Source organism: Micromonospora sp. CNZ303 (genome assembly GCF_004345505.1).
This window is the reverse complement of record NZ_SLVT01000015.1, coordinates 26,641-40,499: the sequence shown is the minus strand read 5'-3', so window position 1 is coordinate 40,499 and position 13,859 is coordinate 26,641. Positions and strand designations below refer to the sequence as shown.

The following is a 13,859-nucleotide window of genomic DNA, read 5'->3' as shown; positions in this document are numbered from 1 at the left end:
CGTCGCCGTCTCCAGAGATCTTGGTACCGGAGCGCCCCCAGAGGGGCCGATTCCTGCCAAGATCTGCGCGGGTCGCGTTGGCGTTGGCGTTGGGGGGCTATCGGGCGTCGATCTCGTCGATCTTCTCTGCGCCGAACGCCTCGCGGAGCAGTCGTACCGCCTGCTCCTCGCTGGACTCCCGCGCGGTCTGCTCGTCGATGACCTCGTCCAGCGGCTCGTCACCCGGGTCGAAGCCCTCGAAGTTCGGGGCCGCCGGCCGGGCACCGCCGGGGCGTCCGCCGCCGCCGCGCACCGGGCCGTCGAAGTCCGGGTCGTACGGCGGCTCGCCGGCCCAGTCGGCGTCCGCGGTCTTCCGCACCGGCTGGCCGGTACGCGGACCACCACGTCCCGCCGCAGCCGCCCGCGCCGCCGCGATCGCGCTGCTCACCGGAGGGCTGGCGGGCGCGGCCTGCTGCGGCGCACCCGAGGGACCGGCCGGCTTGGGTACGGCGGTCGTGGCGGTCGCCGACGCCGTGGCGGCGCTCGCCGGCCGGGTGGTCGCCGGCGAGGTGGTCGCCGCCGCGCCGGGCAGGCCGGTCGCCGCCGGGGCAGCGGCTGCCGTGCCGCTGGTCGACGTGGCGGCCGACGCGCCACCCGGCCGAGCCGGTTCCGGCCAGTCGTCGCCACCCCCGGCCGCGCCACCCGGGCGGGCGGGCTCGGGCCAGTCGTCGCCGCCTCCGGCCGCGCCACCCGGGCGGGCAGGCTCGGGCCAGTCCTCGGCGACGTCGGCAGCGGCGGCAGCACCACCGCTGCCCGACGCACCAGCGTCGAAGGTGGGCCGGGCCGCCCCGCCCTGGCCGCCCGCAGCACCCCCCGCGCCACCAGGCCCGCCGGCCGCACCACTGAGTCCATTCGGGCCGCCCGGGCCGCTCGCGCCGGTCGGGCCACTCGGACCGCCTGAGGCGGCCGGGACACTCGCACTGCCTGGGCCGGTCAGGCCGCTCGCACTGCCTGAGCCGGCCAGGCCGCTCGCACCGCCTGAGCCGGCCAGGCCGCCTGAGCCGGCCAGGCCGCCTGAGCCGGCCAGGCCGCCTGGTCCGGTCGGGCCACCGGACATGCCACCGGACATGCCACCGCCCGCACCGCCACCGGACGGGCCGCCACCCAACGGGCCGCCGCCGCCCTCGCCACCACCAGACGGGCCGGTGCCGGACGGGCCAGCGTCGGTCCGGTCCTGGTGGGCGGGGGCGGCCGACGGCGGGGATGCCGGGCGGGCCGCAGCGGCGGGACGGGACGAGCCACCGAGTGACGTGCCACCCCGCTCGCCGGCCACCTCGCAGCGGATCTGCCAGCGGCCACCGAACTCCTCGTAGAGCACGTCGGCCAGTACCGACGTGTGGTTGCCCATCATCTGCGCGAGCACCGGCGACTTGACGGTCAGCACCAGGGTGTCGCCGTCCACGTCACGGACCACCGCGTCGCGCATCAGCGCGGCGGCCGGCTTCTTGATCCGGTTGACCTTCGCGACGATGTCCGGCCAGACCCGGCGCACCGCGACGGCGTCCAGGGGGCCCGCCGCAGCCGCGCCGGGGCGGGGCGGGGCGGGGGTGGCCGGGTCGGGCAGCACCGCCGAGGCCGGCACCTGACGGCGGGCGGAAGCATCGGCGGGCGGCCCACTGGCGGGCGCGCCCACCGGCTCCGTGGCGCCCGGGGCTGCCTGCGCCGTACGGGAACCGGTGGCGGCAAGAGCCGCCGCGCGGGCAGCCGCAGCGCCGGACTGGGCGCCGGCAGCCGCCGGCGGGCCGGCGGGCGACGGGTCGGGCGCGGCGGCAGCCGCGGTCGGGGCGGGAGCTTCGGGGCGTACGGGAGGAGGGGCGGCGACCGGCTCGGGGCCGGCGGCGGCCGGCGGCGCGTCGGTGCCGGCGAGGGTGAGCCGGCGCTCCATGCGTTCGAGGCGCTGGAGCAGGCCGCCGGTGCTGTCGTCGGCGCCGGGCAGCAGCATCCGGGCGCAGATCAGCTCCAGCAGCAGCCGGGGCGCGGTCGTGCCGCGCATCTCCACCAGGCCGTTGTGCACGATGTCGGCGCAGCGGGACAGCGTGGCCGGGCCGAGCCGCTGGGCCTGGGCGGCCATCCGCTCGATCTGGTCGGCCGGGCCGTCGATGAGGCCCTTGGCGGCGGCGTCGGGCACCTGCTGGAGCACGATGAGATCGCGCAGCCGCTCCAGCAGGTCGGAGGCGAACCGGCGCGCGTCGTGCCCGGCCTCGGCGACCCGGTCAACGGTCGCGTACGCCGTCGCGCCGTCCCCGGCCGCCAGCGCGTCGCACATCTCGTCGATGAGGGCGGCGTCGGTCACGCCGAGCAGGGCGGCAGCCCGGGCGTAGGTGACGCCCTCCGGCCCGGCCCCGGCGATGAGCTGGTCGAGCACGGAGAGGCTGTCCCGGGCGCTGCCACCGCCGGCGCGCACCACCAGCGGGAAGACCGCCGGCTCGACGGCGACGTTCTCGGCCTCGCAGAGCTGCTCCAGGTAGGGCCGGAGCACCTTCGGCGGGATCAGCCGGAACGGGTAGTGGTGGGTCCGCGACTTGATCGTGCCGAGGACCTTCTCCGGCTCGGTGGTCGCGAAGATGAACTTGACGTACTCCGGCGGCTCCTCGACCAGCTTGAGCAGGGCGTTGAAGCCGGCCGACGAGACCATGTGGGCCTCGTCGATGACGTAGATCTTGAAGCGGCTCTTGGCCGGCGCGAAGATCGCCTTCTCGCGCAGCTCGCGGGCGTCGTCGACGCCGCCGTGGCTGGCCGCGTCGATCTCCAGTACGTCGATCGAGCCGCCGTCGGTGGCCAGCTCGCGGCAGGAGTCGCACTGCCCGCACGGCTCCGGGGTCGGGCCCTGCTCGCAGTTCAGCGAGCGGGCCAGGATCCGGGCGCTGGAGGTCTTGCCGCAGCCGCGTGGGCCGGAGAAGAGGTAGGCGTGGTTGAGCCGTCCGCTGCGCAGCGCCTGCGACAGCGGCTCGGTGACGTGCTCCTGCCCGATGACCTCGGCGAAGGTACGCGGCCGGTACTTGCGGTAGAGCGCCAGTGCCACTCGTCCCGCCTCCTCTCGACCGAGCCATTCTGCGCCGGTCGGGCGCGGGTGACCACCCACCACCCCGTGACCTGACCCGCAGGGACGTTACCGGGACCCGGAGACAAAAAGGCCTCCCGTGCACCCGGCAGAGCCCGCTTATCCTTGCTGCCTTCCGGCCCTGGGGAGGTTCACGAGATACCGCCGCACGGGAGGTACCGCCAACCCTACCCGACGCCGCGTCGATCTTCAGGGGGTGGTGGGGTGGCCCACCCGCCGGGGACCTGTATCCTCGTCTGCGGAGGATTCGCCTAGAGGCCTAGGGCGCACGCTTGGAAAGCGTGTTGGGTTAACACCCTCACGAGTTCGAATCTCGTATCCTCCGCTCGCTGAGCAGCACGAACGCGAGGGCCGACCCTATCGGGGACGGCCCTCGCATCGTTTCTGCCGTGCGCCACGGCGGCCCACTGGTTACGCTCCTCCGACCTGTGTCGATGCCTCGTCGACGTTCGGTCGGTGGCGGTTGCGCCTCTCGACAGGTGACGCCGGAAGGGGTGATCCGGATGGGCAGGATCCCGCGCTGGCTGCTCTGGACGCAACTGGTCGCGATGTCCGGCGTCGATGCCGGGTGAGCGAGCGGGCGACCGACCCGAAGTTCGACGAATGCGACTGCCCGGAGAAGGTCGACGCGGCCCTGGAGCGTACGGAGCCCGGGGCCGGGCCGGCGCTTCTCTGGCTGGTGCTGGACGAGTTCCACCCGCCTGCCGTCGTCCTTCCCAGGATCAAGCGCGGGCTCCGGTCGCGAGACGCGCAGACCAGGGCGAACGCGTTGCAGTCGCTGGGTCACTTCGGGCGCCTGCACCGCGACGTCGACGCCGAGTCGCTGGCGCTGCTCCGGGGCGCGCTGCGCGACCGCACCCCGCTCGGCGGCTGTCAGCTACGCGGCTACGCCGACAACGCGGCGGACGACATCGGCATGTTCGTGCCCCGGCATCGCCTGCCCCGCTGGCTGCGCCGCCGCCACGCCAGGCCCCGGCGACCGCGCCCACCGCAGAGATGAACGCCGCCGACGAAGCTACTGGTCACGGCGTGATCCCTGCCGCACGTCGATCAGGAAGCACCGCCCGCGTCCTACGCTGACAGCCGCATCCGACAGCGAGACAACCAGGCGGCGGCGACCTGCGGGCGTCGACCGGCCCGGGGAGAGCGCGGACACAGGTGAACGCAACGCTGAACGTCGTCGACGGGCTGGCCGTGCTGGCCGCCGGGGTCGCGGCGGGAGCCATCAACGCGGTGGTGGGCTCGGGCACGCTGGTGACCTTCCCGGTCCTGCTCTCCCTCGGCTATCCGCCCGTGGTGGCGAACGTGTCCAACACCGTCGGGCTGGTGCCGGGGTCGTTCACCGCGGCGTACGCCTATCGGCAGGAACTGGCCGGGCACGGCCGGCTGCTGGCTCGCCTGGGTCTCGCCGCCGTGCTCGGCGGTGTCACGGGCGGCGTACTGCTGCTGCTCCTGCCGCCCGGTGCGTTCCGGGCCATCGTGCCGGTGCTGATCGTCCTGGCGTTGGTGCTCGTGGTGGTGCAGCCGCGACTGGCGCGGGCGTTGGCCCACCGACGGCCGGTCGCGGACGACGCGGGCGCGTCGTCGGCGGGCGGTCAGGCGGTACGGCGGGCGGGGCCGCTGCTGCTGCTCGGCGTCTTCGGCACCGGGGTGTACGGCGGCTACTTCGGCGCCGCCCAGGGCGTGTTGCTGCTGGGGCTGCTCGGCGTGCTGCTCTCGGCCGACCTGCGCTGGGTCAACGGGGTGAAGAACCTGCTCGCCGGCCTCGTGAACGGGGTCGCGGCGATCATGTTCGTGATCGTGGGGAACGTGGCGTGGCAGCCGGCGCTGCTGATCGCGGTCGGCTCCGTGGTGGGCGGCCTGATCGGCGGCCGGTGGGGACGCCGCCTCCCGCCGGTGGCGCTGCGCGCCACGATCGTGGTCGTCGGGCTCGCCGCCCTGGTCAACCTGCTGCGCTGACCTTCGCCGGTCGGTCGTCCCCGCAGGCGGGCCGGGGTGCGGAAGCCGCCGGCGAGTGGAACAGGACGCCCGGGAAGGGGCCGGGAGCGCGGCATCGCGGGGCGGTGCCGGAAGGGGACGATTGGGTACGGTGCGGAGGGCGGCGGAGGCGACAGTCGTCGTACACATGTTCCATCCACAGGCTGTGGACGGCGGAGGGCTCCCATGGGTTACCAGCTCAGCGCGGTCGTCGCGGACGCCGAGCTGCTCCGCGAGCACACCGCCGACCTGGACCACGCGGTCCTCGGCGAGTTGCGCCAGGACTTCGCGCTGCTGCCGGTCACCCCGCAACTGGTCGAGGAGCTGACCGGGGCTCCGCCCGACTACTCGACGGCGGAGCGGTCCCCGGAGGAGCCGTTCCACCTGGTGCTCCCGGCGTCCCTCACCGAGGCCCTCGCCCGCTGGTCGCGGACGGGTCCGGTGGCGTACCTGGAGGCGGAGTTCCTCGGCGGCGCCGGCTACCAGTCGGCGCTGGTGTGGCTCGGCGGCCAGGTGAGCTGGGGGCCGGGGTTCGACCGCCTCTTCGACGGACCGCGCCCGGAGTGGCCGCTGAACGCGGCGCTCGCCCGGCTCGGGGCGGAGCCCGGCGCGTGGATCGACCCGTTCGCCGAGTTGGGCCTGCACGTCGAGCGGAGCACCGCCGGCTGGCTGGCGCACGGGCGCCGACGGCTGAGCGCCGACTACTGGGACGAGCTGGCCGAGGAATGGGAAAACCGGCAATCTGCGGGCGGGCAGCAACCTGAACGGCCCGGTCCCGTTGGGGACTGGGGGATTCCATGAAATTGCGACAATTTGGCTTTATCGCCGCGTTGACGACGGCTGCCTGGGTCTCGGGCAGCGGCGTGCACCCGCCGCTGCGCGAGTTGGACGGCCGGCCCGTCGGGGCCGTCGAGGTGGTCGACCTCAACGGCCTGCGCGACGTCGAGTTCGGCGACACCGAGGACGAGCTGACCCGGCGGGGCATCCTGCGCTCCGACATCGACGCCTGCGGCCCGGCGCTGGCCGGGTACGACACGACCAGTCCCATCTTCGTCGACGACCGGCTGGTGCTGCTCTGGCTCGGCGAGGCGACGCGCACCCCGCAGGGGGTCACCGCCGGCATGCCGGTCGACGAGGTCCGCACCCGCTACCCGTCCCTGCGGGAGCTGGACGCTCCACAGGGGACGTACCGGCTCGACGGGCTGCTCGCCCGGCAGGGCGACCGGGCGTACCTCTTCCTGCACGACGGGCGGGCGGTGAAGAAGATCATCGCCGGGTACGCAGACTGGGCCCAGCGCCTCTTCGACGAGGGCCACAGCCCCTGCTGAACGACACCGCCACAACCAGATCCCACCCAGCACGACGGCCCCGTGGGCCTGCCCACGTACGCGTTCACCCACCGGCGGTTCTGGCCGACCCTCGACGCTCGGCCCGCCGGGACGGCTTCGACAGGCGGCTCGCCGGCTGACCGGGCCCGACGGGAGTCGTGCGGCCGCAGGGTCGATACGGTGAGGTCGGCCCCGCGGCCTACCCGGTCAGCCGAGGACCGAGACCGACGAACCAGCGCCGACCGTGCCGGTGATCAGGCGCTGGAACGGCGTGGGCCGGCCCGCCCCGGTGACCAGCCGTACGGAGAGGAAGTCGACGCCGGGGGCCAGGTACAGGGCGCACCGCATGCCCGGATCCGTGCTCACGATCCACTTCGCGCCGCCGCTGGTCCGCTGAAACGCGCCACCGTCCAGGTTCACCGCGGACGCGGCCACGTAGAAGCCCGCAGACTCCGAGTCGACGCCGGTGCCGCCGCGCCCGGTCGAGTCGGCGGTGCAGCCGGAGAGCGTCGCGTTGGCGGCGCGGATCTCGAAGCCGTTGCCGATGGTGTCCTGGGCTTCGCAGCCGACGACGGTCGCCCGCGCGGAGTCGATCCGGAACGCGGGGGCAGAGGTGGCCGCGGTGCCGATGCCGTACGCCTTGCTGCCCCAGATCTTGATGTTGCCACCGCCGAGGAGGTAGCCGCCCCCGGCGCAACCCTGGGCCGAGCACCCGCTGATGAACCCGTCCGACGACTGGAAGTTGTACGCCCAGCCGCCCACCTTCTCGACCCGGCAGTCGGTGAGCTTGAACTCCCGCTGCCCACCCGCGTACGTGCCGCCGAGGAGAAACCCGTCGCCGGTGGTCCGGGTGACGAAGACCCGGGTCAGCCATGGCGCCGGATCCGGCCCGTACAGGTCCGGCTCGGTGTTCATCTGGAAGTTGACGCCGTTGGCCACCCGGTTCACGCCGTCGAGCCCGATGTCGGTCACGCACTGTCGAGTCCCGCCGGCGAGGGTGCCGGACCACGGGTTGACCACCAGGGCCGCCCCGCTGAAGCCCGCGGCTGCGGTCAGCAGTGTGACCAACGGGCCCGCGCCGATCAGTGCCTGCCGGTCACCGAGCACCACCGGGGCCTTCAGGTTGTAGCTGCCGGGGGCGACGTAGACGGCCCGCCGGCTGCTCGTGCCCAGCGCCGCGTTGATGGCGGCCTGCGCACCCAAGGTCTCGTTCACCTCGAACGGGGCACCGGAGCCGGCCGGGCCGACCCAGGGAATGGCGCCGGTGGTGGCGAGCGCGGCGGCCTGCGCGGGCGTGACGCCCCCCAGCAGCGGCGCGGCGACGGCGGTACCGGCGGTGACGGCAGCCGCCCGGAACAACTGGCGGCGGTGTGAGCGCTTTTCGTGCACGTTTCCTCCTGAGGGGCGACCCGCCCTGGCAGGGTGGGTCGAGGTGAGAACGGACACGAGGAAGCAGAGCAGCCGACGACCGGTCCGGCGCTCTGCTCCGGGCTGGTCGTGCTGTCTCCGTTGGACGATCCCCCGTGGAGACGCCATCTCTGGCGCCATCGGAGGACATCATTACATTCGACCGCCGGGCCGTGTGTCCTCCCGCGCACCGAATCGGCGTGCCCGGACGTGCTGGTTAGCGGTCACCACGGCGACCCGGATCGCCGTGGTGACCGCGCTGTGGGCCGACAACGAGGTCGAGGTGCGGCTGGGGACTCGAGCAGCACCCCGGCACCCCGGCACGCGGAAGCATGAGCCGCAGGTCGCCGGGTAACCGCCGGGCATGGCGCGGTACACGAAGCCCGAACTCAGGGAGCAGGTCAAGGAAGAGATCAAGGCCTCCGACAAGGGCGGCCGGCCGGGACAGTGGTCGGCGCGTAAGTCGCAGCTGGTCACCCAGGAGTACAAGAGGCGAGGCGGGGGCTTCGTCGGCCCGAAGGACGAGCGGCAGAAGTCCCTCCAGCGCTGGGGCGGCGAGCACTGGCAGACCAAGGAGGGCGACACCCGGGCGCGGCACGGCGACGAGACGAGTCGCTACCTGCCCGAACAGGCCTGGAAGGAACTCTCCGAGAAGGAGAGGCGGGCGACCGACGCCAAGAAGCGGAAGGAATCCAGGTCCGGCAGGCAGTACGTCGCCAACACCGGACCGGCCAAACGCGCCCGCCGCAACGCCACGTCGGCCGAGCAACTGTCGGAGCTGCCGGTCGCCGAGGCGGCCAAGCTCGTCCGCGACCTCGACAAGGGCCAACTGAAGTCCGCCCTGCGCCGCGAACGCGACGGCAAGTCCCGCAAGACCCTCATCACCCGCCTGGAAAAGGAACTGACCCGCCGCTAACCCCCCGCCCATCCACGGCGTCGATCATGCACTCGTGGTGGGCAATAGCCACCCATACGCCCCTTTCGCGGAGCACCACAACTGCATGATCGGCGCAGGCAGGGGGCGGGAGGCACGCAGGCAGGGTGCGGGGAGGCGTTGGGTCGGCATGTGGGAACGCCCGGTGCGATCCTCGCGGATCGACCGGGCGTTCTCGCATGTCACGAGCGGTGGCGGCGGGATTTGAACCCGCGGAGGGCGTAAACCCTCACACGCTTTCGAGGCGTGCTCCTTAGGCCACTCGGACACGCCACCGCCGAGAAGGGTACATGACCCCGGGTTCGGACGCCGAACCGGTACGCCCCGGGGCGGCCTGGCAGGATCCTTGCCATGAGTACGCACATCGGCGCGAAGCCGGGAGAGATCGCCGAGCGGGTCCTGATGCCGGGCGACCCGCTGCGGGCCAAGTGGATCGCGGAGACCTACCTCGAGGGCGCGCAGTGCTACTCGACGGTCCGGGGCATGCTGGGCTTCACCGGCCGCCACAACGGCGTCGAGGTCTCCGTCCAGGGCTCCGGCATGGGCATGCCCTCCGCCTCGATCTACGCCCACGAACTGGTCAACGAGTACGGCGTGAAGAGCCTGATCCGGGTCGGCTCCTGCGGGGCCCTGTCCGAGGACCTGCGGCTGCGCGACGTGATCGCGGCGATCGGCTCGTCCACCGACTCGAACATGAACCGGATGCGCTTCGACGGGCTGATCGACTACGCCCCGGTGGCCGACTTCGGGCTGCTGCGTACGTCGGTCGAGGTGGCCGAGCGGCGCGGCATCGCGATGCGGGTCGGGCCGATCCTGGCGGCGGACGCCTTCTACACCGACCGCCCGGACCTCTACGACAGCCTCGCCGACTACGGCGTGCTGGCGGTGGAGATGGAGTCGGCGGCGCTCTACACGATCGCCGCCCGGTTCAAGGCCCGCGCGCTGACCCTGCTGACCGTCAGCGACCACATCAAGACCGGCGAGAAGACCACCTCCGAGGAGCGGGAGCAGACCTTCAGCCAGATGGTCGAGATCGCCCTGGACACGATCGTCGCCTGATCCTCGTCGGCCCGCCGCCGCCCGCCGTCCGTCCCCGGATGGCGGGCGGCGTCGCTGTTTCGTGACCACGGTCACGTCGAGAAACTATACGAACGGTCGTGCTTATTCATTAGCCTCTGGCCATGACAGTCGACGGACGCGTCGCGCGGGGTGATCGGACCCGCACCGCCGCGCTGGACGCCGCCGTGGTCCTCGCCACCGAGGTCGGCCTGCACGGGCTCTCCCTGGCCCAGCTCGCCGACGCGCTCGGCGTCAGCAAGTCCGGCCTCTTCGCGCACTGGGGTTCCAAGGAGGCGCTCCAGCTCGCCACGGTCGACCGGGCGGTCGAGCAGCAGCGGGAACGGGTCATCGAGCCGGCCCTGCGCGCCCCCCGGGGCGTACGGCGGCTCTGGGCGCTGCACCAGGCCCGGATCGACTTCTTCGCCGCCCGGGTGCTCCCCGGCGGCTGCTTCTTCGCCAGCGCCGACTTCGAGTACAACGCGCGTCCCGGCCCGGTCCGGGACCGTCTCGCCGAGGTGTTCGGCCGCTGGACCGCGTTCCTCGAACAGCTCGTCCGCGAGGCGGTCGCCGCCGGCGAGCTGCCCGCCGACGTGGACGTCGCGCAACTGGCGTACGAGATCGACGCGCTCGGGATCACCGCCGCGATGCGCTCCCGGCTGCTGGACCCCGACACCGCCTACCGGCACGCCCGCCAGGGCCTGCTGAACCGCCTGCGGGCACTGTGCCCCGATCCGACCCTGCTACCGGAAGGCATCTCATGAGCCACGCCATCGTCGACCAGCCCGCCGTCGAGTTCGGTCACGTCGCGCACGTCGCGGTGCACTTCGACGACCTCGACGCGTTCGGCCTCCTGCACAACGCCCGGTACGCGGTGCTGCTCGAACGGGCCCTGACCGGGTACTGGGCGGAGCACGGTGTCGCGTTCCAGGCCGGGCGGCAGAGCGCACCAGACGTGTTCCACGCCGTACGCGAGTTCACCATCAGCTACCGCACGCCCGTCACCGGGACCGGACCCGTGGCGGTGCACTTCTGGCTCGACCACTTCGGCACCAGCAGCGCCCGGTACGCCTACCGGTTCCAGTCGGTGGACGGCGGCACGGTGCACGCGGAGGGCGCGCGGGCGATCGTCCGGCTCGACCCGGCGACCCTGCGCCCCACCCCGTGGACCGACACCGCCCGCGCGGTGGCCGCGACCCTGCTCCGGCCCGCCCCGGCCGACGCCTGAGGGTCAGCGGAAGAAGGCGCGCAGGATGGCGGCGCTCTCCGACTCCAGGATGCCGCCGTAGACCTCCGGCCGATGGTTGAGCCGGCGGTCGCGCAGCACGTCCCACAGCGACCCGGCGGCCCCGGTCTTGGGCTCCCAGGCGCCGAAGACCACCGTGGACACCCGGGCCAGCACCAGCGCGCCCGCGCACATCGTGCAGGGCTCCAGGGTGACGACCAGGGTGCAGCCGTCGAGCCGCCAGCGGCCGAGCCGTCCGGCGGCCCGGCGCAACGCCAGCACCTCGGCGTGCGCGGTCGGGTCGCCGGTCAGCTCCCGCTCGTTGCGCCCGATCGCCAGTTCGGCGCCGTCCGGCCCGTAGAGCACGGCGCCGACCGGGATGTCGTCGGCGGCGTCGGGGCCGGTGTCTGCGGGGCTGTCGGGGCCGGTCACGGCGACCGCCAGGGCCCGCCGCATCCACAGCTCGTGCCGCTGCCGCCGGCCGGCACCGTCCGGCTCGGCCAGCCCCTCGTGGGCGCCGGGCCCCACCCGGCCCGCCGAGCCCGGGGTCGGCTGACCGGGGCGTACGGTGCCCAGCGCCGGGTCGGTGGCGTCGGCCGGCTCGGCGCCGCCCGTACCGGCCCGGCCGGGCCCGGGCGGCTCAGACCTCACGCAGTTCCTCGACCTCGTCGGCGCAGCCGAGCACCTGGCACACCTCGGCGGTGACGTCGGCCGGCATCATGCCCTCCTGCGCGCAGAGGTTGAGCAGCTTCTGCGCGGGGATGCCCAGGTCGGCCAGGAGGTCCGCCTCGCCGACCGGGTCGGCCTCGGGGTCCACGGCGGGCTGCTCGGTGTCGTCGTCGCCGCGGCCGGACGGGCGCGGTTCGTCGGTGTCGTCGAGCCCGGTCACCGAGGTCTTCAGGTCCCCGACCAGCAGGGCGCCCAGCCGGGACTCCTCCGCGTAGGCCGAGTCGGAGCCGAAGACCCGCAGGTCCTCCCCCTCGTCCAGGCGCATGAGCACCAGGTACGTGTCGTCGGCCTCGACGAAGAGCAGCGACAGGTCGGCGTCGGAGTCGACGTCGCGCAGCCGGTCGGCGACGTCCTCGATGTCGGTGACCCCCCGCAGGTTCACCTCGGCGGCCGTCCAACCGCTGTCGTCACGTACGACGGCCGCAGCGAAGTACGACACGGTTCCCCCAAAAGAGCCTCGGCAGGCCGACCCGTTACGCGTGCACGTTAGCCGGTCGGGTCGGCAGGCGACCGGTCAACGCCCCGAAGGGCCGGTCAATCCTGGGGAAAGTCTGCCGGTCGTCAGCCGGCGACCCGGCGGCGGGTGGCGATCAGCTCCCGCAGGCGCTCGCTGCGCACCCGCTGCGGCCGTACGCGCTGGCGTACCGCCCGGGCGCCCGCCAACTCGGCGAGGAGCTGCTGGCGACGGCGGCTGCGCTCGGGATCGAGCCGCGGAGTGGTCCAGGCCATAACGCCGAGGGTGCCGAGTTCGGGCGGCCACGTCAAGGCGGGATTCGCTGCGCAGCCGACCCGCGACGCAGCGCAGCCACGGGCCCGACGCACCGGGCGCCGGCAGGCGGGTCGCGGCCCGGGCGGGACGGGCCGCACCGGGCTCACCAGAGCGGCCAGTCCCCGCTCGACACCCACCGCACCGCCACGATGGCGGCGGCGATGCTCCACCCGCCGGCGGTGACGATCGCGATGCCGGTGGCCACGCCCCGGTCTCCCGCGCGGACCAGCAGCAGCGCGGCCAGCCAGGCCAGGCCGCCGGCCAGCAGGGTCCACCAGGCGTACCCGGGCACGCCGCGGCCGAGCAGGCCGAACAGGAGCAGCCAGACGGTCGCCACGGCGGCGCCGGACGCGACGCCCGCGCCGGTGACCGGGTGCGGTTCGCGGTAGGTGGGCTGGGACGGCGGCGCGGACGGGAAGAGCCCCGAGGGGACCCGTGGCGCCGGCCGGAACCCGGCGTCCGGCTCGGGCGGGAAGGCGTACCGTCCGGTCGTCATCGACCCCTCCCCTTCTGCCGCGCGCCTCCACCACCGTACCGACTCTGCGAGGATGACCGGATGCCCTCGCCGACGATCGGACGCCGCGCGCGTCCGGCGTACCCGGTCCTGCTGGTGCTGGTGCCGGTGCTGGCCGCCGGCTGCGCGACGACGCGGCCCGGGACGACGCCCGGCGCACCCCGGCCGAGCCTGCCGGCGACGGCCGGGCAGCCCGCGCCGCCGGCCGCCACCCCGACCGGCGCCGCCGCCCCGACCGGCCCGTCGACCGCGCCGACCCGCGCCGGGCTGCCGCACGTCTTTCCGGTACGCGCGGCGAAGGTCGCCTACCACCCGACCCACTCGGCCTATCCGGGGACGGACATCTTCGCCGACTGCGGCGAGCCGGTCGTGGCGGTGACCGACGGCGTCCTCCTGGAGGTCAGCCGGGTCGACCGGTTCGACAGGCGCGGGCCGCGGGGGCCGCACAACGGCGGGCTGTCGGTGTCGTTGCTCGGCGACGACGGGGTGCGCTACTACGGCTCGCACCTGCGCCGCGTCGCCGACGGCATCGACGCCGGGGTGCGGGTGCGCGCCGGGCAGCGGCTCGGCGAGGTGGGCCGGACCGGGAACGCGAACAACGTGTGCCACCTGCACTTCGGCATCTCGCCGCCGTGCACTGGCCGGGACGGCTGGTGGATCCGCCGGGGCGTGGTCTGGCCGGCGCCGTACCTGGACTCGTGGCGGCGCAAGGGCAACAAGGAGCCGGCCGCCGAGGTGGCCGCCTGGCACCGCCGGCACGGCTGCCCGAAGGCGCCGCCGACCGCCTGACGACCCGCTCCGGTTTGTCGTCATCAGCGCT

General features: G+C 74.0%; 15 protein-coding genes, 2 tRNA genes and 1 other RNA gene. 10 read left to right on the top strand and 8 right to left on the bottom strand.

All coding sequences use genetic code 11. The features are described from left to right. Window positions 1-97 precede the first annotated feature (97 nt). On the bottom strand, window positions 98-3,061 hold the full coding sequence (locus EV374_RS22335) for a DNA polymerase III subunit gamma and tau (RefSeq protein WP_132238449.1): 2,964 nt from the start codon (window positions 3,059-3,061) through the stop codon (window positions 98-100). Between the two features lie 107 nt (window positions 3,062-3,168). After that, window positions 3,169-3,258: signal recognition particle sRNA small type (ffs, locus tag EV374_RS22330), an RNA gene on the bottom strand. Between the two features lie 82 nt (window positions 3,259-3,340). Here ffs and EV374_RS22325 point away from each other — a divergent pair. From EV374_RS22325 to EV374_RS22305, 5 genes are all read left to right on the top strand, one after another. Beyond that, window positions 3,341-3,425: transfer RNA gene (locus tag EV374_RS22325), tRNA-Ser, on the top strand. 243 nt (window positions 3,426-3,668) lie between these two features. Beyond that, complete coding sequence (locus tag EV374_RS22320; RefSeq protein WP_132238447.1) at window positions 3,669-4,100, top strand: hypothetical protein; 432 nt, start codon at window positions 3,669-3,671, stop codon at window positions 4,098-4,100. A 158-nt stretch (window positions 4,101-4,258) separates the two neighbouring features. Beyond that, window positions 4,259-5,059: a sulfite exporter TauE/SafE family protein gene (locus EV374_RS22315; protein ID WP_486485893.1), complete on the top strand. Its 801-nt coding sequence runs from the start codon at window positions 4,259-4,261 to the stop codon at window positions 5,057-5,059. A gap of 204 nt (window positions 5,060-5,263) precedes the next feature. After that, window positions 5,264-5,878, top strand: coding sequence for a hypothetical protein (locus tag EV374_RS22310; protein WP_132238445.1), 615 nt, complete (start codon window positions 5,264-5,266; stop codon window positions 5,876-5,878). Further along, window positions 5,875-6,405, top strand: coding sequence for a polysaccharide deacetylase family protein (locus EV374_RS22305; protein ID WP_132238443.1), 531 nt, complete (start codon window positions 5,875-5,877; stop codon window positions 6,403-6,405). The genes EV374_RS22310 and EV374_RS22305 overlap by 4 nt, the downstream gene beginning before the upstream one ends. A gap of 207 nt (window positions 6,406-6,612) precedes the next feature. On the opposite strand, the gene EV374_RS22300 is transcribed toward EV374_RS22305, so the two are convergent. Further along, a complete protein-coding gene (locus tag EV374_RS22300; protein ID WP_132238441.1) occupies window positions 6,613-7,794 on the bottom strand; it encodes a right-handed parallel beta-helix repeat-containing protein in 1,182 nt (393 codons plus the stop codon). Between the two features lie 382 nt (window positions 7,795-8,176). On the opposite strand from EV374_RS22300, the gene EV374_RS22295 reads away from it, so the two are divergent. Next, on the top strand, window positions 8,177-8,728 hold the full coding sequence (locus EV374_RS22295) for a DUF5872 domain-containing protein (RefSeq protein WP_132238439.1): 552 nt from the start codon (window positions 8,177-8,179) through the stop codon (window positions 8,726-8,728). 207 nt (window positions 8,729-8,935) lie between these two features. Here the strand turns inward: EV374_RS22295 and EV374_RS22290 are convergent. Continuing rightward, a tRNA-Ser gene (locus EV374_RS22290) sits at window positions 8,936-9,022 on the bottom strand. 75 nt (window positions 9,023-9,097) lie between these two features. Between EV374_RS22290 and deoD the strand changes: the two genes are divergently transcribed. The 3 genes from deoD (at window position 9,098) to EV374_RS22275 (ending at window position 11,030) form a co-directional block, all read left to right on the top strand. Then, window positions 9,098-9,805, top strand: coding sequence for a purine-nucleoside phosphorylase (gene deoD / locus EV374_RS22285; RefSeq protein ID WP_132238437.1), 708 nt, complete (start codon window positions 9,098-9,100; stop codon window positions 9,803-9,805). A gap of 122 nt (window positions 9,806-9,927) precedes the next feature. After that, on the top strand, window positions 9,928-10,566 hold the full coding sequence (locus EV374_RS22280; RefSeq protein WP_132238435.1) for a TetR/AcrR family transcriptional regulator: 639 nt from the start codon (window positions 9,928-9,930) through the stop codon (window positions 10,564-10,566). After that, window positions 10,563-11,030, top strand: a complete 468-nt coding sequence (locus tag EV374_RS22275) for a thioesterase family protein (RefSeq protein WP_132238433.1) — start codon at window positions 10,563-10,565, stop codon at window positions 11,028-11,030. The genes EV374_RS22280 and EV374_RS22275 overlap by 4 nt, the downstream gene beginning before the upstream one ends. Window positions 11,031-11,033: 3 nt before the next feature. Here EV374_RS22275 and EV374_RS22270 read toward each other — a convergent pair whose 3' ends face one another. The 4 genes from EV374_RS22270 to EV374_RS22260 form a co-directional block, all read right to left on the bottom strand. Next, window positions 11,034-11,483 carry a nucleoside deaminase gene (locus EV374_RS22270; protein ID WP_207914472.1) on the bottom strand — a complete coding sequence of 150 codons (450 nt, stop codon included), beginning with the start codon at window positions 11,481-11,483 and terminating at the stop codon, window positions 11,034-11,036. A gap of 184 nt (window positions 11,484-11,667) precedes the next feature. Continuing rightward, entirely contained in the window at window positions 11,668-12,195 is a 528-nt protein-coding gene (locus tag EV374_RS22265) for a tRNA adenosine deaminase-associated protein (protein ID WP_132238429.1), read from the bottom strand. Window positions 12,196-12,317: 122 nt separating this feature from the next. Then, window positions 12,318-12,485: a hypothetical protein gene (locus EV374_RS32720; protein ID WP_165947875.1), complete on the bottom strand. Its 168-nt coding sequence runs from the start codon at window positions 12,483-12,485 to the stop codon at window positions 12,318-12,320. A gap of 143 nt (window positions 12,486-12,628) precedes the next feature. Further along, on the bottom strand, window positions 12,629-13,021 hold the full coding sequence (locus EV374_RS22260) for a hypothetical protein (protein WP_132238427.1): 393 nt from the start codon (window positions 13,019-13,021) through the stop codon (window positions 12,629-12,631). 60 nt (window positions 13,022-13,081) lie between these two features. On the opposite strand from EV374_RS22260, the gene EV374_RS22255 reads away from it, so the two are divergent. Then, a complete protein-coding gene (locus EV374_RS22255) occupies window positions 13,082-13,828 on the top strand; it encodes a M23 family metallopeptidase (RefSeq protein WP_132238425.1) in 747 nt (248 codons plus the stop codon). The last annotated feature ends 31 nt before the right edge of the window (window positions 13,829-13,859 follow it).